At 59.4% G+C, this 23,680-nt stretch carries 17 protein-coding genes; 7 read left to right on the forward strand and 10 right to left on the reverse strand.

Going from position 1 to position 23,680, the window contains the following annotated elements; all coding sequences use genetic code 11:
- Nucleotides 1-36 precede the first annotated feature (36 nt).
- The gene (locus H2O65_RS10125) at nucleotides 37-906 is read right to left on the reverse strand and encodes a glycosyltransferase (protein ID WP_182141568.1); all 870 of its coding nucleotides are present in this window, start codon (nucleotides 904-906) and stop codon (nucleotides 37-39) included.
- Nucleotides 907-1,233: 327 nt separating this feature from the next.
- Nucleotides 1,234-2,148 carry a DUF5926 family protein gene (locus tag H2O65_RS10130; RefSeq protein ID WP_182141569.1) on the reverse strand — a complete coding sequence of 305 codons (915 nt, stop codon included), beginning with the start codon at nucleotides 2,146-2,148 and terminating at the stop codon, nucleotides 1,234-1,236.
- 106 nt (nucleotides 2,149-2,254) lie between these two features.
- Between H2O65_RS10130 and pgm the strand changes: the two genes are divergently transcribed.
- On the forward strand, nucleotides 2,255-3,925 hold the full coding sequence (gene pgm, locus H2O65_RS10135; RefSeq protein WP_182141570.1) for a phosphoglucomutase (alpha-D-glucose-1,6-bisphosphate-dependent): 1,671 nt from the start codon (nucleotides 2,255-2,257) through the stop codon (nucleotides 3,923-3,925).
- A 76-nt stretch (nucleotides 3,926-4,001) separates the two neighbouring features.
- Nucleotides 4,002-5,297, forward strand: a complete 1,296-nt coding sequence (locus H2O65_RS10140; RefSeq protein WP_182141571.1) for an MFS transporter — start codon at nucleotides 4,002-4,004, stop codon at nucleotides 5,295-5,297.
- Between the two features lie 392 nt (nucleotides 5,298-5,689).
- Here H2O65_RS10140 and H2O65_RS10145 read toward each other — a convergent pair whose 3' ends face one another.
- From H2O65_RS10145 to mgtE, 3 genes are all read right to left on the reverse strand, one after another.
- The gene (locus tag H2O65_RS10145) at nucleotides 5,690-8,305 is read right to left on the reverse strand and encodes an AAA family ATPase (protein WP_182141572.1); all 2,616 of its coding nucleotides are present in this window, start codon (nucleotides 8,303-8,305) and stop codon (nucleotides 5,690-5,692) included.
- On the reverse strand, nucleotides 8,302-9,483 hold the full coding sequence (locus H2O65_RS10150) for a metallophosphoesterase (protein ID WP_182141573.1): 1,182 nt from the start codon (nucleotides 9,481-9,483) through the stop codon (nucleotides 8,302-8,304). The genes H2O65_RS10145 and H2O65_RS10150 overlap by 4 nt, the downstream gene beginning before the upstream one ends.
- Nucleotides 9,484-9,552: 69 nt before the next feature.
- A complete protein-coding gene (gene mgtE / locus H2O65_RS10155) occupies nucleotides 9,553-10,947 on the reverse strand; it encodes a magnesium transporter (RefSeq protein WP_182141574.1) in 1,395 nt (464 codons plus the stop codon).
- A gap of 523 nt (nucleotides 10,948-11,470) precedes the next feature.
- Here mgtE and H2O65_RS10160 point away from each other — a divergent pair.
- The 4 genes from H2O65_RS10160 (at nucleotide 11,471) to H2O65_RS10175 (ending at nucleotide 17,078) form a co-directional block, all read left to right on the forward strand.
- Nucleotides 11,471-13,108, forward strand: a complete 1,638-nt coding sequence (locus H2O65_RS10160; protein ID WP_182141575.1) for an ABC transporter substrate-binding protein — start codon at nucleotides 11,471-11,473, stop codon at nucleotides 13,106-13,108.
- Between the two features lie 106 nt (nucleotides 13,109-13,214).
- Nucleotides 13,215-14,141: an ABC transporter permease gene (locus H2O65_RS10165; protein ID WP_182141576.1), complete on the forward strand. Its 927-nt coding sequence runs from the start codon at nucleotides 13,215-13,217 to the stop codon at nucleotides 14,139-14,141.
- A complete protein-coding gene (locus H2O65_RS10170) occupies nucleotides 14,134-15,108 on the forward strand; it encodes an ABC transporter permease (protein ID WP_182141577.1) in 975 nt (324 codons plus the stop codon). Before H2O65_RS10165 ends, H2O65_RS10170 begins: the two co-directional genes overlap by 8 nt.
- Before the next feature lie 182 nt (nucleotides 15,109-15,290).
- Nucleotides 15,291-17,078 carry an ABC transporter ATP-binding protein gene (locus tag H2O65_RS10175; RefSeq protein ID WP_182142774.1) on the forward strand — a complete coding sequence of 596 codons (1,788 nt, stop codon included), beginning with the start codon at nucleotides 15,291-15,293 and terminating at the stop codon, nucleotides 17,076-17,078.
- A gap of 45 nt (nucleotides 17,079-17,123) precedes the next feature.
- On the opposite strand, the gene H2O65_RS10180 is transcribed toward H2O65_RS10175, so the two are convergent.
- The 5 genes from H2O65_RS10180 to H2O65_RS10200 are packed head-to-tail and all read right to left on the reverse strand — an operon-like array spanning nucleotide 17,124 to nucleotide 22,786.
- Nucleotides 17,124-17,807 (reverse strand): hypothetical protein, encoded by a 684-nt coding sequence (locus H2O65_RS10180; protein WP_182141578.1) that lies wholly within the window; start codon nucleotides 17,805-17,807, stop codon nucleotides 17,124-17,126.
- A 45-nt stretch (nucleotides 17,808-17,852) separates the two neighbouring features.
- The gene (locus H2O65_RS10185) at nucleotides 17,853-19,493 is read right to left on the reverse strand and encodes an NAD(P)-binding protein (protein ID WP_182141579.1); all 1,641 of its coding nucleotides are present in this window, start codon (nucleotides 19,491-19,493) and stop codon (nucleotides 17,853-17,855) included.
- A 2-nt stretch (nucleotides 19,494-19,495) separates the two neighbouring features.
- Nucleotides 19,496-20,956, reverse strand: coding sequence for a thiamine pyrophosphate-dependent enzyme (locus H2O65_RS10190; RefSeq protein ID WP_259349522.1), 1,461 nt, complete (start codon nucleotides 20,954-20,956; stop codon nucleotides 19,496-19,498).
- A gap of 8 nt (nucleotides 20,957-20,964) precedes the next feature.
- Complete coding sequence (locus tag H2O65_RS10195) at nucleotides 20,965-22,224, reverse strand: transketolase C-terminal domain-containing protein (RefSeq protein ID WP_182141580.1); 1,260 nt, start codon at nucleotides 22,222-22,224, stop codon at nucleotides 20,965-20,967.
- On the reverse strand, nucleotides 22,208-22,786 hold the full coding sequence (locus tag H2O65_RS10200; RefSeq protein ID WP_182141581.1) for a 2-oxoacid:acceptor oxidoreductase family protein: 579 nt from the start codon (nucleotides 22,784-22,786) through the stop codon (nucleotides 22,208-22,210). The genes H2O65_RS10195 and H2O65_RS10200 overlap by 17 nt, the downstream gene beginning before the upstream one ends.
- A gap of 327 nt (nucleotides 22,787-23,113) precedes the next feature.
- Here H2O65_RS10200 and H2O65_RS10205 point away from each other — a divergent pair, with 327 nt between their 5' ends.
- The gene (locus H2O65_RS10205; RefSeq protein WP_182141582.1) at nucleotides 23,114-23,593 is read left to right on the forward strand and encodes a hypothetical protein; all 480 of its coding nucleotides are present in this window, start codon (nucleotides 23,114-23,116) and stop codon (nucleotides 23,591-23,593) included.
- The last annotated feature ends 87 nt before the right edge of the window (nucleotides 23,594-23,680 follow it).

Genomic DNA, 23,680 nt, shown 5'->3' on the forward strand with positions numbered 1-23,680 from the left:
GCTTGCTGGAAGAGTGGGGAGGTGCCCCTCGCAACCCTACGAGAGGTCTGCGACCCTAGAAGAGGGCGGTGCCTCGGCCTCGTCCGTATCACCGGGCGGGCGCGCAGGCCCGGAGACCATTCCGTAGGGAATGCCCAAGCCCTGGCGGAGCTTCTCCAAGCGGTCAGCGCGTTTGATCCTGCGGGAGCGAAGACGCTTCGCCCTCACTGTCCACCAAATGTCGCCGCGCCGGGGCACAGCATAGTTGTCGCGCCGACCGGCCTCGCCCCTGAACTCAAACGCACAGGGAACTTCAACAACCGTGAACCCCAACGAAATCAAGTCCACTGTCATTGCGACGTCCACGGCCAACCCGGTAGAAAAAGGCATTATGGCATTGACTGCTTCACGGGTTAGGCAACGATCCGAAGACAGCGGGTCGAACGTCAGCCACCCGGTAATTCCCCGAATCGTCTTGTAGGCCGCCTTCTCTGCGGCTCCACGGCGTCCCGACTTGGTCTCCTCTGGAATAACGCCGATCGCGCAAGCCGCGAGCTTGCTGTTGACCGCATCAACCAGCGCCGTTGCCTCAACTGCACTATCCCCAAGGTTCGGATCCAGGAAGAGCAGGTGACGCGCAGGCCAGTCGACACGATCACGCATCGCCACGACCTTGACGCCTGTTTCCAGTGCAGATGCCCTTCCCCGAGGCACGGAGTGACGCACCACGACAGCACCAGCTCCCCTGGCTGCGTGAGCTGTATCGTCATCAGACCCGTCATCCACAACCACAATCAAATCCACATCCGGGATGGCGTAGCAGGCGCGCACAGTCGCAGGAATCGTCTCCCTGTCATCGCGCGCGGCAATAACAACAGCTACCCTCTGGGGCCCGGAACTCGCTGTGGAATGACTCACGCCGACCATCTTAGTCTTGTCCGCGGATAACTTCTCGGCTGCTCGCAAACGCCCTCGGCAAGGCTTGCTGCCGAAGGAGTCTTGAGGAGCTGCCGAGGGCATTCGAGTGACTAAGCAGCACCCCCGCCAAATGGAGATGCTTGGCAGCCAAAACCCCATAAAATGCAAACCCACGCAATCCCGCGCAAGCCCAAACCCCGCGGATTCGCCTCATCGAAGGCTCTTCGGTCGCCGCGCGGGACACCGCCACTAACTTCACTGCTGTGGCAGATTTCCAGCGTGAATTCACCGGTTTTCACGCCACAACAGTGCAGTTAGTAGCTGCTGACCGTCTACCTAGCGAATTGTCACCTGTCGGGAGATGAGCCCGGCCCGCGCGCGGCGTTCATCGTCAGTCAGTGGCGTGTCATTGGTCAGTGCCTTCGCGAGCTGATCGCGGAGCGCAAGAGCCGGGGCTTCCAGGTCTGCCGGGGTCGCTTCGGGGTCCACCTGGAACACCGGGATTGCAACACCACACGCACGGAAAGCACCGACAAACTTCGAGTTCTCCCCAAGTTTCGCAGCACCGCTCGCCTGGAGGCGCGCCAGAGCCGTGAACAACGGATCCTCTTCAATCTCGGTTACGTAACGGACGAAGTTATTGTTCATCTGGCACCAGAACATCCCATCCACGCCCTCGACGGCAGCGGTTGGAACCATATCGTCACGGTTCTGTTGCAATGCGACCAGCATGTCCTCATCCAGATCTTCCTCCGGATTGAACCAGTATTCGAAATCTTCGCGGATCTCCACCTGCGTTGGGTGCGCCGCATTCTTCATCTTCTTGTCGTCAGCAATGAATGCGCGGTCGAGGACGTCTTGGAGTCGCGGAGCAGGATCGCGCACGTCAAACTTGACGACACCGGTTTCACCCGAGTCCTCCATCGCAATCGCCGCTGTCAGCGCGCCCGCCAGGTCGTGAGAGAGGTCGGAAGAGTTGAAGCGGGTCTGCAAACCCACCAGAATACGGCCGTCCTCGCGCACCATCGCGGGTGCACCATCAGGCAGGAGTGTCACAAAATCAAACTCAGACGAACCATTGTCAGCGTTGGTCTTTGCGGGCAGGACGGCACAGGGAATCAGTTCGCGCATGGCGACCAGATCCCTCTCAATCGTCAGCCCTTCAAACGGACGGTCAACAAATGGAATGAGAGGACGGAACTTCTCACGTTTTGACGGATCAATCTTTTTGCGTCGGCTAGCTTTTCCCATGGCAGACAGAGTAGCCGCAAACGGGTGGAAACTGCCTAGTATTGGTGGTGACGAACACTCCGACACCGGTTAGGAGTCGGTTCAATAACATAAGGAAGTGTTATCCATGCATGAGCGCGCTGGAACGGTAGCAAGGCCCGAAGACCTGATTGATGTCGACGCCCTTTTGGCGTCCTACTACGACATTGTCCCCGACTACAACGACCCAATCCAAAGGGTTTCATTCGGCACTTCGGGACACCGTGGTACGTCCTCGAACGGGACATTTAATGAGGCGCACATCATTTCCATTACCGCCGCAATCGTTGAGTATCGCGCCGCGCAGGGAACAGATGGACCACTTTTCGTTGGTGCTGACCCACACGCCCTGTCTGAGCCGGCATGGCGAAGCGCCCTCGAGGTCCTCTCAGCCGCGGGAATCACCACCTACATCGACGCAAGACGTTCATGGACCCCGACGCCTGCCGTGTCGCTAGCAATCCTTGAGGCGAACGGCGCTCCGGATGCGCTGCGCCAAGAAGGCCCGGGACTCGCGGACGGTATCGTCATCACCCCTTCACACAACCCGCCCTCGGACGGTGGATTTAAGTACAACCCACCGACCGGAGGCCCCGCACAGTCTGATGCAACCAAGTGGATTGCAGATCGCGCGAACGAACTGCTCTCCGGTGGGTGGCGCGATGTTCCCCGCACCTTCTCACAAGAACCATCGTCAATGGCGAACGTGGAGTTCTACGACTTCTTGGGGCGGTATGTCGACGCCCTTGAGACCGTTATTGACTTTGAAGCAATCCGTGAAGCGGGAATTCGCATAGGTGCGGACCCTCTGGGTGGAGCTGCAGTGGACTACTGGGGAGCAATCGGCGAACGTTACGGCCTCGACCTCACCGTCGTCAATGAAACAGTGGATCCACGCTGGTCCTTCATGACGCTGGACTGGGACGGGAAAATCCGCATGGACTGTTCTTCGCCGAACGCCATGGCATCACTGCTTGCCAAGATGATTCCGGACGAGGACGGTGTGTATCCGTACGACATCGCAACCGGCAACGATGCCGATTCCGATCGGCACGGGATCGTCACTTCCGATGGGCTGATGAACCCCAATCACTTCCTAGCGGTCGCCATCCAGTACCTCTTCACGCACCGTGAGAACTGGCCTGCCAATGCGCGGATCGGGAAGACCCTGGTTTCGTCTTCGCTGATCGACCGTGTTGGTAAGGCGATTTCTCGTGACGTCATGGAAGTCCCGGTTGGTTTCAAGTACTTCGTCACCGGTCTCTTGGATGCCTCCCTCGGATTTGGGGGCGAGGAGTCAGCGGGAGCCTCCTTCCTCCGCAAGGACGGCACGGTGTGGACGACGGATAAGGACGGCCTCGTCATGTGCCTCTTGGCCGCTGAGATCATGGCTGTAACCGGTAAGACTCCCTCACAAATCCACAGGGAGCAGACCGCTGAGTTTGGTGAGTCCTGGTACGCCCGAATCGACCAGGTGGCAACGAAGGCTGAGAAAGCGAAGCTTGCTCAGTTGTCCCCCGAGGACGTCACCGCGGATACCCTGGCTGGTGAACCCATTACTGCAAAGCTTGTCCGCGCACCGGGAGACAACGAACCCATCGGTGGGTTGAAGGTGACGACGGAGAACAGTTGGTTCGCTGCCCGCCCCTCCGGCACCGAGGACGTCTACAAGATTTATGCTGAATCGTTTGTGAGCCCCGAGCACCTGCGTGAGGTTCAGGAGGCGGCAAAGGTGGTTGTTGCAGCAGCCCTCGAGTAGGGCTGCGAGGATGCGCTGCCTGTGAGTTCCCAAACAGCGTGCTTGCTAGGGGTTGCAGGGTCCCTAGAATGCTGTGGTGCTGAATCGTTACCGCGAAATCCTCTCCCTGCCTGGAGCCCTGCAGTTTGCCCTGGCTGGCCTCTTGGCGCGCGCACCCATGTCTATGGTCGGCATATCGATCATTCTGGCTATTCGCGCACTGTATTCCAGCTACTCGCTGGCTGGACTAATAAGCGCGATGCAGGTTATTGCTTTCGCAGTGTGTGCTCCGGTGCTGGCACGGATGGTTGACCGTTATGGGCAGATGCAAGTCATGCTGCCTTCGGTCATGGTCTCTTCCCTTTCTGTTGTGGCGTTGATTTTTGCGATTCTAAACCTTGCACCCCCAGCCATCTTGGCGATCCTGGCAGTTGTCATGGGTGCGACCTCGGGTTCACTGGGTGCCCTAGTCAGAGCCCGTTGGGCCTACGTCTGCAAGAGCCCCGCTCAACTTCAGGTTGCCTACGCTATGGAAGCCGGTTTCGATGAGCTGGTGTTTGTCTTGGGCCCAGTTGCTGCAACACTGCTTGCCGCCTCGGTGCATCCTGTTGCTGGACTGTGGGTTTCACTGGCATTCATGGTGGTTGGCTCTCTGCTGTTCCTTCTTCAGCGTTCCACCCAACCACCAACCAACCGTCCCGTACCCGGACAGAAGAAGCGCTCCGTCATGCGCAGTGGCACGATGCTTGCCCTGGCCGGAACCTACGTCTTCACGGGTGCTCTCTTCGGTGCGAATGACCTTTCGGTAGTCGCTTTCGCGGATGAGGTGCAGATGTCCTACATGGCTGGGATCATCCTGGCTTCTATGTCGCTAGGCTCACTGATCTCTGCCGTTGTTTATGGGGCGCGCGTCTGGTCCACTCCTCTGTGGAAGCTGTTCATCGGCGGCGTTGTGATCCTTGCCTTCTGGGCCAGCACGTTTGTCTTTGCCCCCAACCTGATGGTGCTTGCTGTCCTGATGTTCTTCTCGGGTCTGGCAATTGCACCGACAATGACCAACGTAAACACGGTGGTGCAGAGAATCAGTCCACCAGAGCGTCTTACTGAAGGTTTGACTTGGATGTCTACGGCAATGACGCTTGGGGTCTCGCTTGGCTCAGCGTTGGCTGGGCCTGCCATTGACTTAGCTGGGCACCGCGGTGGCTTTTCCTTCACGCTGATCTTTGCGTGGCTCATGGTCATTGCGGCGCTGCTGGGCATCAAGACTCTGCGACGCGTCTTGCAGCAAAAGCCGGTACCACTTCCCGAGTTCGAAGCGGTGCAGCCATCCCACGAGGCAGCCCCATCGTCGCCGCGGCCCGCCCAGCCATCCCACGAAACAGCCCAGCATTAGCGAGCCAGGTAGGCTTGCATAACGGTGTGATTGTCGACCAACTCGGGCCTAGTCGGCTCCGCATGCCTCAAGTGGCTCCGTAGTGCTGGCACACCCAGCGGGGTCAGCATTCCAGGCACCGGGCCGGCACGTCCAGGAACCGCAGTGAGCTGTCCAGGCACCGGTGCGCGAAATGTATAGGTTGGGATGAAATGTATGTCTGGGGTGTGTACCCCAGACATACATTTGGCCCCCACGTATACATCTCAGGGCGGGCGGCGGGCGCGGGCGGCGGGCGCGGTCGGCGAGGCGGGCGGGCAGCGGAGGCTTGCCCGTGGGCAGACCTGTGGGTGTGTCCGTGTGTGTCATGCTGGGTGTGTGCGGAGGGGCGAGGCGGGCGGCTGGATCGGACGCTACAGCCCGATGAAGCTTGCGCTCCCCACGTCCTCAAACCTATCCCTCTGGCATGTCAACACAATGACCTGAGAGTCCTGCCCAACACTGTTGAGAATCAGGTTCAGCCCGGCAAGTCGATCCGGGTCTGCGAATCCCAGGGAGTCATCAAGCACAACTGGAGCTCCCGAACTGGAGTCCACCAGACTTGCGCACACAAGGCGCCCCAGCAACGCCAACTGTTCCTTGGCCCCCGCAGACAGGGAAGCGAAAGGCACGGCCACCCCATTGAGCGTCCGAGAAACGATGCTCAAGTCCCTATCCACTTGGACCGCAAAGTCCGCACCAAACAGCGTTCTCCCCCACCTATCGATTCCCTGTTCGAACGGTCGAACATACTGTTCCTGAGCGTGCTGCTTATGCTTGATCAGGACGTTTCGAAGCAGTTCCGCCGCGCTCGCACGTCTTTCCACACGCCCATTCTCTACGGTTGCGGACCGAAGATCTGCCTCCAGAGTTTGCACCCTGTCAAACACCCCTTCGTCGCCACGATCTTTCAGAAGGGCAGAAAGCTCGACATTTCTATCCTCTAGGGCCTTGAGCCGGTCCGTCTTCGCTGGCACTGCCTGGCGCAAGTTAAGAAGTCGGAGCGCTATTGCCTCACCCCCACCCTGTTCTAACCTGTCCGCAAGCGCCCGCGCCTCTTTGTCAGAGTCTGCCTTCTTTCCCCCAAGTTCCTCGAGCTGCACCGCGACGTCGTCATCAGACATTCGTTTCCGCAAGTCGGCGAGCCGTGCCTGCTTGTTCCCCAGCTCAGCTGCAAGCTTGGCCACCGCAAGGTTTTGCTCCGCAAGCCTTTCCCTTGTTCTATCCTCCTGTTTGCGGGCTGCCTGCAGCATGGTGCGGGCGTCGGCGTGCTCTTGCTGAGCCCTGTCTTCGTCAGAATGAAGCTGCTCCTGGGCATCCGCCAGTTCCGCAACTTCTCCATCTGCGACCGCGGCAACGTCGCGCCCGCTGAGCTTTCCTTCGAGGACGGCCACCGCGGAGCGGAGGTCATCGAGGCTGGAATCTTCGGTAATGGCCTGCAGTGTATCCGTGGCCCGTAGCACTTCAGATTGGGCAAGCCCGTGCTCCACGCTGCCCTCCCGCGCCTGGTCAACCGTGGTAGCCCCCGCCTCTTCAAGCGCACTAGCCAACTCCCGCCGAGCACCCCTAAGTCCCTCTTCAAGCTTCTCTGGCGACCGGCCCGCTGCCACTTCTATCTTCACGACTCCGGCAACGTCGACCGTCAACCTTCCGAGGACTTCTGTGGTGAAGGAATCCTGCACAACCGTCACGTCGTCTTCCCCGGCTCCCAACACTGAGACATCCCGTTCACCGAGTGGATGAACGGTGACCACGGGAGCGCCAGCCCTCCACGCCCCCTCAGCGGCATCTGCCCGGTTGGAGCATTCGAGGATCTTCCCCCACTTCTCACCAGTGACCGGGAGGGATGCAAGCTTCTTTACGGCCGCACGAAGGCGTTTATCAGCCGCTTCAGCTCTAGTAACCAACCGTCGTGCCGCATTGAGATCTTCCACATCGCGACGTAGGGACAGCTGATCTTGCGCAACCCGAACCTTCTTCCGGGCAACCTCAAGAGCCTTTTCTGCAGCAGAGGCCCCCTCTTCCCTCTCCGCCCGCTCCGCAACCTCTTCGGCTAGCCGCGCCGTCAGTTCCTCAGCCTTGATACCCGACTCTTTGACGCCCTGCGCCGCACTTGCAATCTGCTCTTCCAGGCCAACGCGTAGCGCACGCTCAGCCTTCAGCGCCTCAATGCTCTGCTCCGCCTCAGCCGCGTCTGCACGCGCCAGTTCCAGTTGCCCTTGCAGCTCTTCCAGCGCCCTATTCTCTTCCTGCGCCGCCGCAAGGCTCGACCTGTCAAGTTCCAGCTTCTTCGCGAGCTTCTCTATCAAACGCTCATTGCCCGCGAATTCTGCAGTCCATTCTTCCGCTGCCCGATAGCGTTCACTGGCGGCGTCCAAATCGGTAGTCAGCCGCTCCACTGCCTCACGCGAGCTTCTCAAAGTACCGGAGGCTTTGCCGCCCGCGGTGAAATACTCCCGATATTCCTTCTCTACCCGTTCCATGAGGACATCTGCGCCGTCCCCTTCCGGCATCTCTCCCAAGGCCTGCTGCAATGCTGTTACGTCCGCCAGCTTCGCCTGGTGCAAAGAATCGCCCTGCGCCACATCGACCTGGTCCAGAAGGTTGAGGTCGACCGTCTCTGCCAACAGTCGCTCAAAGTGTTCATGTGCTTCATCACCGGTGAAGTGCTGCAGCCGTCCGGCGCCGTCGGTCACTTCAAGTTCCGTGAGAGGACGTCGCAGCCACTGCTTTCGATACACCAGCGCGTACGGTCCAGTCTCTAGCTCCAGTTCAACAAAGGGAGCACCATCGCGACCAATTGGCGCAACGTCTTTGATTGCAGCGGCCTTGGAAGAGTCCTTGTACCTGCGCAGAAGCCCGATCGCCTCACGGATCGAGGACTTGCCAACTTCATTGGGCCCCCAGACAACGTTGACACCCCCGCTTAGCTCCAGTTCCGCATGGTCAATGCCCCGGAAGTTACGCAGCAACACCCTGTTGTACTTCACGACGTCCCCCCTGCAAGCCGATAGAGCAGCCCCAACGAGTCGGCTGCCACCGTTGCATCCGTCCCGGCTTCGCTTCGTGCCTGCGCCTGAAGATCACCCGCCGCCGCCAGTGTGAACCCACCCAGGCCCAGACCAGAAAAGTCATCGTCTTCAGACAGCACCGCCAAGTCAGTGTGGCTCTCCCAAACATCGAGGCGTGCGAACAGGTCACCCATGCGGTCGAGGACGTCATCAAGCCGCGCCTTTTCCCGCACGGACAACGTGCCCGTCAGCGCCAACTTCAGTCCCGTCTTCTCTTTGTTCGTCACCTGTTCCAACTCTGCCAACAGGCGGTCCACGTCGTCATCATTGTTGAGGGCAAAGTCCAGTGCACGCAGTTCCCAACTGCCTACGTGTTCCAACGCCACATCTGCACGTCGCGACTTTCCATCAATATCAACGACGAGGACGTTGCCCGGATTGATCTCGCGTTCCGCAGTGACCTCAGGGGTACCGGGATACCAGATACCTGGCGCCACCTCAAGCGTCCCGTGTCTGTCTCCCAGAACCACAAAGTCAATTGCCCCCTTGCTGATCTGCGCCATTAGGAACGCGTCGTCGACCAGCCCTAATGCGTCGGGAGCCGCGGACAGCGAGCGAACCGCGCCGTGAGCAACCACAAGGCGCAGCGACTCGCCGCCATCGAGAGTCGTACCCTCTTCCCCATCATCCGAGCTCCCTGCATGCTCAACGGCTTCCCTGGTCAGATCTGTACGGGGAGTTTTGCTAAACCAAGGCGCGGCAATGAGCTGAACCGTCGAGCCGTCAAGGCAAGAGATCGTTTCAGCCACTCCGCTTTCCCTAAGGACCTGCACACCACGCGGGCACCCCCGCAGGAACTCCGGAGAGGCATAGATTGAAGCAGCATCAAGCGGGTCGTGATTACCAGGCAGGAGGTAGACGGGAACCGTGTACCCCCGCAAGACTTCAAACGTTCGGCTGAGAATCTGCCTGTCCAACTGGTTGGATTCGAACACGTCGCCGCACACAACAACGAAGTCCGCGTTCTTTTCTTCCGCTACCAGACCCACCCGCGCAACCGCGTCGAGGCGAGCTTGGGCATAGCGCGCGCGAGCCTCAGGCGGCAGAAATGCCGCCTGCTTCCCCAGTTGCCAGTCGGCAGTAGCAATGAAACGCACCGAGTCCCCCTCTCGCCTTCCCTTCCACAAAGGCTACCGAGCACCTCCGACATCTGCCGGATGAACGCCCTAGAGGCCGGGGATCAGTAGCTTGGCCACGCTGAAGTAGATCAAGAGCCCCGTCCCATCAACGATGGTGGAGATCATCGGGGCCGATACGACCGCGGGGTCGAGGCGCATCCTCTTGAGAATCAGCGGCAGGATTGCCGCAACCATAGATGACCACATCACAATCGCTGCCAAGGAAATGATCACCGTCAACGTGATTGGCCACCCGACCCCTAGCGTCCACGCGCGTACCAAACCTGCGATAGCCATGGTCCCAGCAATCAGCAGGCCGGTCCGGAACTCCTTCCACATCACGCCCCAGACGTCGCGTAGTCTCACACCATCCGCCGCAATTGCACGGATCAGAGTCGTGGTGATCTGGGTTCCGACGTTTCCACCTGTACCGATTAAGAGCGGAATGAAGAAGTTCAGGGCGATCGCCGCCGCCAGAACGTCCTCGAACGCCTGCATGACGTTGGAGGTATACATGGAGGCAACAAAGAGCACCAGCAACCACACGACGCGCTTTGACCACAGCCTGATGGGTGAAGCCTGCATGTAGGGCACTTCAAGTGGTGCGGACCCACCCATCATTTCAACGTCCTCGGTCGTCTCCTCGCGAAGAATCTCATTGACCGAATCCATGGTGATCACGCCGAGTATGTACTTACCGTCCATCACCGGAACGACCTCGGAGTCACGCGCCCGCACGCGGTGAACAACCCGTTCCTGGTCTGCCAGAGGTTTCACCGACCACTGCTGCAGGCGGTCCGCTGGAACCATGTGGTCCGCAACTAGGTCGGCTCGTTTCGCAAGAACCATTGCGTTCTGAGAGACCCACCCGAGCGCCACCTGACCGTGGCTGGTCTGTTCGGTCACGAAGACGCCCTCTTCGAGAGAATCGGGGTCTCTCCGTGCCACCGCTACTGCGTCCGCCATGGTCGCCTCGCTACCGACATGAAGGAAGACCGGACGCATACGGGACGCTGCCGAATCATCCGGCCAAGCCAAAAGTCCACGAACGAGGGCGGAGCGGGAATACTCCATTGCACGCAGGACCTCATGACGGTCATCCTCATCCATGAGCTCAATGACCTGGGTTGCCTCATCCGCATCCAAGGTATCGAGGAGCCCCGCAGCGACCGGCAGTGGCAGCTTCTTGAGGAACATGTACGCCTGGTAGTCGCCAATGGACTCTAGGAGCTCGCGGGCCGATGCGGGAGTTAGCAACTCGGTGAGTCGTTCAGCCTGCGGCGCGTCGAGGTCGTCAATCTGATTACCCATGAGGTCGTGGTCCACATCAGTGAGCCACAGAGAGAGAGCGCGCGGAGTCCCGACAGCCACAACTTCTCTGAGCGTTTCGGGCACAGTTGATAGTGGTTCAGGAGCCCGACTCTTGAACATCTTGAATTTCATGATGAGCCTTGGATTGAGGTTGGCTAACTGGCTGTTTTCCTCGCATCCGTTCCCCGGCCCACTTCAAACAGAATGAACTGTCTTTGCGAATCGGCTACCCGTGGCAGCGCTGGGGAGGCGGACACGAGTTGCTACTTTGACTTCCCAAGTCCTGGGCCACCCCCTTAGGTACTGAGGCAGAGCCTCTTTCCATGTCCGGGCACCCGAAATGTGGGGGCTCCGAACCCATGAAGAGTCTACCCCCCAATAATGTGAGGTAGGGGTGGGTTGGAACACCTCGAAGCACCTACGATTCGTTCATATTTTGAAGCAGAAATGCCAGTCTTTGTCTCAGAGAATTTTGGAACCATTCTGTTATCTTTGACGACAAACCTACTCTGACCTGTATGTTTATCGAACCGTTACCAAAAATTTGCGTTCGGATGATGAACGCGGCCTTCGCAAAATGCACATTACTCCCTATGGTGCAGAGGTCTGGGCGCCCAATGCGCCCCGAAACCTATAGATCCTGTAAGGAGGGACTATGAGTCTGAAGAGGACGTGGCTGGCAGTACCGGCCGTACTCGCACTCTCCCTAGCCGCCTGCTCCAGTGGCGGTGGCACCAGCTCTGAGAGCGGTGCGGACCAGAGCGGAGATGCCGGAGCCGGAGAAGTTTCAGCGGAGATGATCACCGCTAACTCAACCGAACCCCAGAACCCACTTATCCCCACCAACACCAACGAGGTCGGTGGCGGTAGGGTTGTTGACCTGCTGTTCTCCGGTTTGGTTTACTACGCAGCCGACGGCTCCGTACACAACGAGGCTGCCGAGTCGATCGAGACCGAAGACTCCCAGACCTACACCATCAAGCTGAAGGCCGACCAGACCTTCTCTGACGGCACTCCGGTGACCGCAGCCTCCTACGTTGACGCATGGAACCTGGGTGCGAAGAATGAGCACCTCTCTGCATACTTCTTTGCTCCCATCGAAGGCACCACTGAAGATGGTCTGATCGAGAGTGGTGACACCATGTCCGGCCTGACGGTCGTAGACGACACCACCTTCACCGTCACACTCAAGCAGCCGGAATCAGACTTCCCGCTACGCTTGGGCTACTCGGCGTTCTTCCCGCTTCCTCAATCCACGCTGGACGATCCTGAGAAGGGTGGCGAGGAGCCAATCGGTAACGGCCCCTACAAGTTGGGCGGCGAAGGATGGGTTCACAACGAACGCCTCCAGCTGGTTCCTTCCGAGAGCTACACCGGTGAGCGCACCCCGGCCAATGGTGGGATCGACTTCATCTTCTACCCGACCCAGACCGCTGCATACGCAGACCTGCTGTCCGGTCAGTTAGACGTCCTTGACGCCATCCCGGATGAAGCTCTGGCAACCTTCGAGCAGGAACTTGGCGACCGCGCCATCAACCAGCCCGCAGCTGTCTTCCAGTCCTTCACCATCCCGGAGAGCCTTGAGCACTTCGCTGGCGAAGAGGGCATCCTCCGTCGCCAGGCAATCTCGATGGCAATCAACCGTGAAGAAATCACGACCGCGATCTTCTCCGGTACCCGCACCCCTGCCCGCGACTTCACCTCGCCTGTCATCGACGGTTGGGATGGCAACCTCACCAACGCTACCGTCCTCGACTTTGACGCTGACAAGGCCAAGGAACTCTGGGCAGAAGCAGAAGCAATCAGCCCCTTCACCGGCAAGTTCGAAATTGCTTACAACTCTGACGGTGGACACCAGGCTTGGGTTGACGCAGTTGCAAACCAGCTGGTCAACAACCTTGGAATCGATGCGGTTGGAAAGCCCTACCCGGACTTCAAGTCGCTTCGTGACGAAGTGACAAGCCGGACCATCAAGACGGCCTTCCGCACCGGCTGGCAGGCTGACTACCCGGCTCTGGGTAACTTCCTCGGCCCGCTCTACGCAACGGGCGCAGGCTCGAACGATGGCGACTACTCCAACGCTGACTTCGATGCTCTCCTCAACGATGCCGCGGCAGCTGCAACCCCTGAAGAAGGCACCGCCCTCCTCCAGGACGCACAGGAAATCCTCCTTGAGGATCTCCCGGCAGTTCCGCTGTGGTACTCGAACGTAACTGGTGGTTACGCCGAGGTCGCGCAGAACGTTGAGTTTGGATGGAACTCCGTCCCGCTGTACTACGAGATCTCCAAGTAATCAGCACTTAACGCAAAAGTGTTCACGGGGTGGCGACCGATGGTCGCCACCCCGTGTTCGCGTTATAGTGCATGCCATCCTGTAGGCCCAGCCGAGGACCCTTTTTATGCCTAGATATATCGGGCGCCGCCTGTTGCAGACCATTCCGGTTTTCTTCGGCGCCACATTTTTGATCTTCGCCATGGTGTATTTGATGCCTGGCGATCCTGTTGCCGCCCTGGGCGGTGACCGCGGGCTTGACCCGACCGTCCAAGCGCGCATCCGCGCCGAGTACAACCTTGATAAGCCTTTCTGGATGCAGTACCTGCTCTACCTGAAAGGTGTTGTGACGTTTGACTTTGGGAAGACCTTCTCCGGTCGACCCGTTGTTGAGCAAATGGCACACGCATTCCCCATCACGATTCGCTTGGCGTTCATGGCGATCGCCATTGAGGCAATCTTCGGAATCCTCTTGGGTGTCATTGCAGGAATGCGCAAGGGCAAGTGGTTTGACTCCACAATCCTGGTCTTCTCCATGGTCTTGATCTCGGTCCCCACATTCGTGATCGGCTTCCTCCTCCAGTACTTTGTCGGAGTGAAGTGGGGTCTGCTTCCAACCACTGTGGGCGCAAACGTGAGCTTCAAATCACTGCTTATGCCAGCGATTGTGCTATCCGCAGTCTCGCTTGCATACATCATTCGGCTAACGCGCCAGTCCATCTCCGAGACAGCCGGTGCTGACTTTGTCCGTACGGCGCGCGCCAAAGGCCTGACCTCCGGATCCGTGATGAACCGCCACATTCTGCGCAACTCCCTGATCCCGGTCGTCACCTTTATCGGAGCTGACCTCGGGGCCCTCATGGGCGGCGCCATTGTCACCGAAGGTATTTTCGGAATCAACGGTGTTGGCGGAATGCTCTGGCAAGGGATCATTCGAGGTGAGCCGTCCTCGGTTGTCTCTGTGACGACCGCCCTCGTGCTTGTCTACATCGTCGCCAACCTTCTAGTCGACTTGCTTTACGCAGTCTTGGACCCAAGGATCCGCTATGCCTAACTCACCTGTCCCCTCGATGGGCCTGAAAAAAGCGCGGCCCGGCCAAGAACGCTACGTATCTCCGACAGATGAAACCGGCCTGGGAGCCGTCGACGCTGTTGCAGACGATTCCGCACCGTCTTCAATGTGGGGTGAGGCATGGAAGAACCTCCGGACCCGCCCCCTCTTCTGGGTCGCCCTTACGATCATCACCCTCGCGGTGCTGCTCTCACTGTTTCCTTCGTGGTTCACCAGCCAGAACCCCAAGTTCTGCGAACTCTCAAACTCGCTTGCGGACCCCCGCTCCGGACACCCCTTCGGGTTTGACCGCCAGGGCTGTGACATCTACTCACGCGTGATCTATGGGGCACGCGCTTCCGTATCGGTGGGTCTGTTCACGACCATCATCGTCACCCTTCTAGGCACCGTCATCGGCACCCTGGCAGGCTACTTTGGCGGGTGGATTGACGCGGTAATGTCCCGACTAACCGACATCTTCTTCGCGGTTCCACTGGTTCTGGCTGCAATCGTCTTCATGCAGCTCTTCAAGGACAACCGCAACGTGTGGATGGTCGTCTTCATCCTTTCCGTATTTGGCTGGACCTCAATCGCACGTATTGCTCGTGGAGCCGTCCTGTCCGGGAAGAATGAAGAGTACGTTACCGCCGCCCGCGCCACAGGGGCGTCACGCTGGCGTATCGTCACGTCGCACATTCTGCCGAACGCCGCCGCGCCGATCATCGTTTATGCGACCGTCGCCCTCGGAACTTTCATTGTTGCCGAAGCAACCCTGTCGTTCCTTGGTGTTGGCCTCCCACCGGACATCGTCTCTTGGGGTGGCGACATCAGCCGCGCCCAAGCTGCCCTGCGAACTCAGCCGATGGTGCTGTTCTACCCGGCTATCGCATTGGGTATGACTGTCCTTAGCTTCATCATGATGGGCGACGCTGTGCGTGACGCCCTCGACCCGAAGGCACGTAAACGATGACAGATATGGGTTTCATTCCGGACGACAAGAACCTCAACAAGTCGTTCCGTCCTGCTCGCGATGGCGACTCTCCGGTGCCACCGGATGATGAGTCTTTCTTTGCCGGGGCCGATCCCCTAGCGGAGTACGAGGACGCCTCCGACGCGCCCAGCCGCCTCACCGAGACAGAAGATCGCCAAGAGATGCGCGATTCCACTGCCGACGAGGCCGACGCTCCCGACGGTCGGACCGTCTACGAAGAGTCGCTGGTCGAGGACGCCGTCGCCATTTCGGCGGCCCAGAAGCTCGACCTAGATACTTCCAAGCCGCTCCTGAAGATCACTGACCTCAGTGTCGCATTCAAGTCGTCAACAGGTATGGTTCCCGCGGTAAGAGAGGCCAACCTGACCATTTACCCCGGTCAGACTGTGGCGATCGTTGGCGAATCGGGCTCGGGCAAATCAACTACTGCAGCCGCCATCATCGGACTTCTTCCCGGCACCGGCAAGGTAACTGGCGGCAGTATTGAGTTCGATGGAGAGGACCTCGCCAAACTTGGCCCCAAAGACTGGGTCAAGTACCGCGGCAGTGAGATCGGCATGGTCCCCCAGGACCCCATGACCAACCTCAACCCGGTGTGGCGCATCGGCTCCCAGGTCAAGGAAGCACTGACAGCCAACAACGTGGTGCCGCGCTCTGAGCGGGGCCAGCGGGTGGCTGACCTTCTCGAAGAAGCGGGCCTTCCTGACGCGCCTCGCCGCGCCAAGCAGTATCCGCACGAGTTTTCTGGCGGTATGCGTCAGAGAGCGCTCATTGCCATCGGCCTTGCCGCACACCCGAAACTGCTTATCGCGGATGAGCCGACCTCGGCGTTGGACGTGACGGTCCAAAAGCGCATCCTCAACCACCTGGCAACCATGACTGCCGAAATGGGAACAGCGGTTCTGTTCATCACCCACGACCTCGGCCTCGCTGCTGAGCGGGCTGAGCAGCTGATCGTCATGCACCGAGGGCGGGTTGTTGAGTCCGGTCCTGCGTTGGATATTCTGCAAAACCCGCAGCACCCCTACACTCAACGTCTGGTCGCGGCGGCCCCATCACTCGCTTCCAAGCGGATTATTTCCGCACATGAGCGGGGCGTGCAAACCACCGAAGAGGAACTGACCGGAACCGGCGCGGGTGCGACCTCGACCGAGGAGATCGTTCGCGTCGAGAACCTGGTCAAAGAGTTTGAGGTGCGCGGCGCCAAGGGTGAGGAGAAGATCCTCCGGGCTGTTGACGACGTCACCTTCGGGGTTCGCACCGGGACAACCATGGCTATCGTGGGCGAATCGGGATCGGGCAAGTCAACGGTTGCGAACATTATTCTCAACCTGCTGGACCCAACCTCCGGAAAGGTTTTCCTCCGAGGACACGACCTTGCGACTCTGGGCCGCAAGGAGCTTTTCGACCTGCGGCGGACCCTGCAGGTGGTCTTCCAGAATCCCTACGGGTCGCTGGACCCGATGTATTCAGTGTTCAGAATTGTCGAAGAACCCCTGCGAGTTCACGGGGTTGGCAACAAGAAGGAGCGTCTGGCAAGGGTCGCTGAACTGCTCGACCTGGTTTCCTTACCCCGCTCAGCGATGCGACGCTACCCGAACGAGCTGTCGGGCGGCCAGCGTCAGCGTGTTGCTATCGCTCGCGCTTTGGCGTTGAAGCCTGAGGTCGTGGTGTTGGATGAGGCGGTGTCGGCGCTGGACGTCCTCGTACAGAACCAGATCCTCAACCTGCTCAACGACCTGCAGGCGGAACTGGATCTGACCTACTTGTTTATCACCCACGACCTCGCAGTTGTTCGTCTGATCGCAGATGACGTCGTGGTTATGGAGAACGGCAAGGTTGTCGAGGCCGCTTCTTCGGAACAGCTGTTTGCAAACCCGAAGCAGCCCTACACCCAGGAACTTATCAGCGCAGTTCCCGGTCACTCGATCCCGCTCGGTATCGGTTAGGGGCTACGTTTCAATCTCAGCAAGGGCTGTGGTTGTGGCATGAAGTCAGCGGTTATTCTGCTGGTTCACCGCCACTGCCACAGCCTTTTGCGTTGCCTGCGCTTCGGGTCGTTCCGATGTCCCGAGGACGGTGAAGTCGGCGCGATGCCAGGGCATATCTTCCTCAAGGAAAGTGCACTCTGACGCGTCCCACTCATCCCAGAAGCGCTCTGATTCTTCCGCGTCACCATTCCCACCATGCGCGATATCGCGCGCCAGCCCGAGGCGCCGTGCCACCAGGTAGTCGGACTGCACCCAGATGCTGGCGTCTAGGTATTCCGCAAATGCGATCTGCGATGCACCCACGCCCTCGAAAATAACAACCTCTGTGTCTTGGGGAATCTCGATTGACCCCTCTCGACCCTTTTCCCGCCACATTGGGGGGACGAGGGCGACTCCCTGACCACGTCGCAGCGCCTCAAACACGCCATCGATGGCAATGGGAGCCCACTGCCACATCGGCTCCCACCACATCAGGTCATCCGCCTCAAGGATGGCTGCGTCGCCAAGCCCCGCCCTCGAGCATGCTTCCGCAAGCGCCCTCGTCAGCGTCGACTTGCCTGCCCCACTGCGGCCGTTGATCGCAATGATTGTCGGACCGAGAGCCCCACGTGCATCGTGGTTCTGCCGGGCCTGCTCAATGACGAGTTTCGCGAAGTCCGGGAGGGCGATATCCTCCCAGGACTCCACTCGGGGTTCTTTGGTGTTTGGCGCTAGCGTAATCACGCTAAGAGCCTAGACCTCCTCTGGGATCATTGAGATCGCGCCGCACGGGCACTCTTCAGCGCAAAGACCGCAGCCCTTGCAGTAGTCGTACTTGAACTCGTACTCCCCCGGCTTCAGTTTGGTGATGGCGTTGTCTGGGCAAACCCCGAAGCAGTTGTCGCAACCAAAGCAGTTGCCGCATGACATGCAACGTCGAGCTTCAAAGACCGCGGATTCCTCATCTAGACCTTGAACGACCTCGTCGAAAGTTGACGAGCGGCGCGCGCCTTCAATCCTCTGCCGCACCTGCTTGGGAGCATCCGCGTAATACCAGGTGTTCATGCGCCCAAGTGTCGCTACGGGGTGCTTTTCCGGGGCCGTGTAATGTCCGCCGCGCAGGTAGGCATCGATGTAGCGCGCGGCCTTCTTGCCATGTCCGATCGCGACGGTCACCGTGCGCTCGGAAGGCACCATGTCGCCGCCAGCGAAGACACCCTGCAGTCCGGTCATCATTTGGGAGTTGACCTTGACGACTCCGTCCTCGATCTCAATCGAATCAACATTCTCCATGAGACTGAGGTCAGCCTCTTGCCCCAGCGCCATGATGAGGGAGTCGGCACCAAGTTCTTCGGTTTCGCCCGTCGGCTGGGGGAAGCCCTTGTCATCAAGCTCCATCTTTTCAATGGTGATCGAGCCGCCATCGACATGCTTGACGGTGGAAAGCCAGCGCATCATGATGCCCTCTTCTTCGGCCTCTGCAACCTCGGAATCGTGGGCGGGCATCTTGTCGCGCGTGCGGCGGTAGAGGATGACGGCCTCTTCAGCACCCAGACGCTTGGCTGTACGAGCCGCGTCAACCGCCGTGTTACCCCCACCGTAGACGACCACCCTGCGACCCAGAAGCGGCTTCTCACCGACCTCAGTATCCGCCAGCATGGTCACTGCATCCATGATTTTCGCTGACTCGCCGGCGGGGATGTGCGCGCGACGCCCAATGTGGGCACCCACGGCCACGAAGACAGCGTCATACTGCTTCGCTGCGGCCTCGACATCTTCAACTTTGGAGTTGAACTCGAAATGGACACCCATTTCACGAATGCGTTCTACTTCCGCATCAAGGATCTCGCGTGGCAGACGGTACTTGGGAATTCCAAAACGCATCATTCCACCCGCCATGGGCCCTGCGTCCTTGACCGTGACACGGTGTCCAAGCCTGCGGAGGTGATACGCAGCGGAAAGCCCAGATGGTCCAGCACCAATCACCAGGACACGTTTGCCAGTCGGCGGGGCGGTTACAGAAATCTTCCAACCCTCTTCGATTGCCTTGTCACCAAGGAAGCGCTCAATGGAGTTGATCCCCACGGCCTCGTCCACAAACCCGCGGTTACACACCGTCTGGCAGGGGTGGTAGCAAACGCGTCCCATCACAGCGGGCAGAGGATTGTCGGACATGATCTGCCGCCAGGCGCCCTCGTAGTCACCTTCTTCGGCACGGTACAGCCACTGCTGAACGTTCTCACCAGCAGGGCAGCCCTGGTTGCAGGGAGGAAGCAGGTCGACGTAGATGGGACGCTCGCTGCGCCAGGATCCGGTCTCATTCAGAAGCGAGGAACCGACCTCCAGAGTGATTGCGAACGGTTCGGTCGCGGGACGTGGGTCAACGGTTGTCATCTCTACTTCTCCTCTTCATTCGAGGTGGCTTCTACGTCGCCCTCGTAGTTCGTGGTGCCGGGGTCGTGGACTCCGAACGTTTCAGTCTCGGGGTCGAGGACGGATGGCCCCGCTTCGATTCCTGAAGAATCAATGAGCACCTCGCTGCGTCGCTCCGCAAGCGGCTTGTCGGTTGCCGAACCGGATCCGGCCTTGGTGTGCGAGCGTCCCTGCGCACCACCAGCCTGCGAGCGGGCATCGCCCTCGAACTCGGGGCGCATGACGGTTGAGAAACTCTCTCCCTCAAGCTTGCTCTTCTTCCGCTTGCCGAATGCGGCCTCAACCTGGGCCCGCTTAGTTTCGGCAGTTGCCTGGCGGATGGAGTCGAAGCGCCCTTCAGGATCCTCAGGCGCATTGACAACGCGTTCGAGGACGTCCGAGTCCAACTTGTCTTCCTCGATCAGCCCGTAGCGGCGGATATTGCGGTCACAAATTGCCTGCAGGCGTGCCAGTGCCTCTTCGTCGCGTTCCGGGCGGAACAGGGATGCGAAGCGACGCTGGGATTTCAAGTACTCCTCGATTGGGGCGGGGCGGCGAATCTTCGATACTGAAGTGACTTCTCCGGCTTCGGCCTCGAACACTGGGAAGAACCCAGTTTGCGTCGCAAGTCTTGCCAGTTTGATCGTTTCGTTCGAGGGCGTCCCCCAGCCCAGCGGGCACGGTACCAACACGTGAATGTAGCGCGCCCCGCGGAACGTCATGGCCTTACGGACCTTGTATTCGAGGTCGCGCAGGTCAGCCACGGTAGCGGTCGCCACGTAGGGGATCTCATGGGCCATCGCAATGCGTGCCATGTCTTTGCCCTGGCCGAAGATGTTTCCCGGGTGCTCCCCCACTGCCTGGGTGGTTGCGGTGCGTGCGGTCGGGGGCGTGGCACCGGAACGTTGCACGCCGGTGTTCATGTAGGCCTCATTGTCGTAGCAGATGTAGAGCACATCATCGTTGCGTTCAAACATGCCTGACAGGCAGCCCATGCCAATATCGACAGTTCCACCATCGCCGCCCTGCGCCACAACCCGGGTGTTTCGCCCCTTCGCTTTCATCGCCGCAGCCACCCCCGTCGCAACCGCCGGGGCGTTGCCGAACAGGGAGTGTAACCACGGAACAGTCCATGCTGACTCTGGGTAGGGGGTGGAGAACACCTCCAGGCATCCGGTGGCATTTACTGCAACCAGGTCACCATCGGTTTCCGCCATCGCCGTGTCGAGGGCATAGCGGGCGCCAAGCGCCTCACCGCAGCCCTGGCATGCGCGGTGACCGGAGGTGAGGGAGTTGTAGCGGTGAGGATCGGACTGTATCGACCTGTCGATCACCTCGGCAAGGCGGTTGCCCACGGCGTAGGAACCAACCTGATAGAACTTCACGTTGTCGCGGGAGGGAATCTCGGTCTCCCGCGTGGCAGGTATTCCTAGTTCAACCTTCATTGTCTTTCCTACCTTCCGAGAGCCGAGTCGGTACGTTCGCGAGCGAGGCGAACCAGGTTCTCTGCCGCGGGACCCGACTGACGTGATTCGGCTTCGCGAGCCAGTTCCTTGTCGACAAGCTCTTGGTCGAGGTCGAGGAATGTCAGTGGTTCCAGATCGTCCCGGGCAGCCTGGTCGATCATCTTGTGAAGTGAACGTTTCGTGATTGGGCGACCGCCCAGTCCGGCAATGACTTCAAAGAAGGACACGTCGCCGTCAGGTAGTGCGGGCCGCAGGTGAGCGCCGACAATGCCACCGATCCCGACGCTGAAAGCCTTCTCAACAACGATGACGCGGCTTATCCCAGCGAGAGCCTCACGGAGCGCTTCTGTCGGGAAGGGACGGAATGAGACGATGCCTAGGACTCCGATCTTCTCACCCTGTTCACGGCGCTCATCGACAACATCCTTGATGGTGCCAAGCACGGATCCGAGGGCGACGATCACCGTGTCCGCATCCTCCATGCGGTATGGCTTCACCAGCCCGCCCGAGTCGCGTCCAAACAACTCTTTCCACTCCTCTTGGACCTGGGGAATGAGGTCGAGTGCCTGCATTTGCCGGTGGTGGGCCAGGTAGCGCACCTCCGTGTAAGCCTCTGGGCCAACCATGGCGCCGATCGAGAGAGGGTGTTTGGGGTCAAGCACTTGCCGTGGCTCGAATGGCGGCAGGAATGCGCGAATCTTTGCTTCTTCGGGAATGTCAACGACCTCAACTGCGTGGGTGAGGATGAACCCGTCCATGCACACCATGACAGGAAGTGACAGTTCCTCGGCAATCTTGAAAGCCTGAACATGCAGGTCGGCCGCCTCTTGGTTGTCTTCAGCGTAGAGCTGCAACCACCCGGAATCCCTCTGGCTCATGGCGTCAGTGTGATCATTCCAGATGTTGATAGGTGCGCCGATGGCTCGGTTGGCGACAGTCATGACAATGGGCATTCCCAAGCCAGAGGCGTTGTAGACGGCCTCGGCCATGAACAAGAGGCCCTGTGATGCCGTCGCGGTGTACGTCCTCGCCCCTGCGGCGCTGGCGCCGATGCAGGCAGACATGGCGGCAAACTCCGACTCAACGTTGATATATTCGCAGCCTTTGAGGACGTCGCGCTTCACCAGGTTAGAAAGCTCCTCAACAATGTGTGTTTGAGGGCTAATCGGGTAGGCGGCAATCACCTCGGGGTGGCAGTGCGCGACCGTCTCAGCGACGGCCTTGGACCCCTCAATTTGCTTCCGCATCCGCGCTCTCCTTTACATAGTCGTAGGCCGCGCGGGCTGCGGCCGAGTTCGAGTCACCCAAACGCCCATGAAAGCGCTGCTTGATCGCGCCCTCGACACTGGCGATGTCTACCAGGCCAGTCAAAGCGGACATGGCGCCCAGCAGGGCCGCGTTGGGAAGAGGACGTCCCAGGTGTTCGCGTGCCAGTTCTGAGGCCGGCACTGTTACCAAGTGGTCGGCATCCGTCTTACTGAGGACGTCCTCAAGCTCAAGTTCTTCAAGAGTCTTACTTGAGTTGATGAGGGCGTACCCGCCGGGCTTCAGTCCGGAGAAGACGTCCATGACCGTGAGCAGAGTGGGGTCCTGGACAATGATGATGTCGGGTTCGAGGACGGGTTCGCGACTGCGGATCTCCCTGTCCTCAACGCGGCAGTAGGAGACGACCGGCGCACCTGTGCGCTCGGAGCCAAACGATGGAAATGCCTGCGCGTGGTGGCCCTCGTGGAATGCGGCCATGGCGACTAGGTCAGAAGCCGTGACAACCCCTTGGCCCCCTCGCCCGTGGATTCTAATTTCAACCATGTTTCAAATCTAGGAACATCGTGGCCTACGTGCACGCAATCACATTCGCAACTTTCAAATAGTGTTTGACCTGGGAGTTTGTATTTTACAACTTGGGCCTTACGTCCCAGATTGGCGCGGGTCCGCGCCGATAAACAAAAGGTCGGCGTTGGTAAACAACTCACAGCTCACTGGCTGAGGCACACCCAAGTCCGCGGTCCCAAAACCGCATCACGACCATTTGGCTCCGCAAGCGACGGCCACCATCGCAGCCACTCCGTCCACAGCACAGCATTTCCGGTGGAATCCACAGGTGACCGCTTTGGTCCTTGTCCACTTGTTTGACGGATGGGACCATTTCTGAACCGTGACAATGGCTTGGTACTGGGCGATAATCAGGAGATGGTGACAATGTCGGTGGAACTGGTGGCGATAATCGTCTCTGCGCTTGGGATAATCCTGACGCTAATTGGCACCATGGTGGGTTTCTCATCTAGCCTCCGTACCGAGATGCGGGCTGGTGACCAAGCACTCCGGAACGAAATGGGTGCTATGCGCACCGAGTTGCGTGGCGAGATCCAAGCACTCGATACCAACCTCCGCAAAGAAATCAAGGCCGTTGATACCAACCTCCAAGAACGAATCCAAACGCTCGACATTAGCCAACAGGCAAGAACCCAAGCACTGGAAGCCTCTCTCCGTGGTGAGATCGCGGAGTTTCGAATGGACACCAAAGCCGAGCTTCGTACTATCAACGAGCGCATCGATGCAACGAACGCGCGTATCGATCGTCTGTCCGACTCGTTGCGTGTCCCGGCAGCCTCATAGGCTCACAAGCACACCTGTATCGCCAGCAAGGCACAGCAGTAGGCATTTGTGAGGACCGGATCGCCGCGCGAACCCGATGCTCACCCC

Source organism: Schaalia sp. JY-X169, assembly GCF_014069575.1.
In the GTDB taxonomy this organism is placed as follows: domain Bacteria; phylum Actinomycetota; class Actinomycetes; order Actinomycetales; family Actinomycetaceae; genus Scrofimicrobium.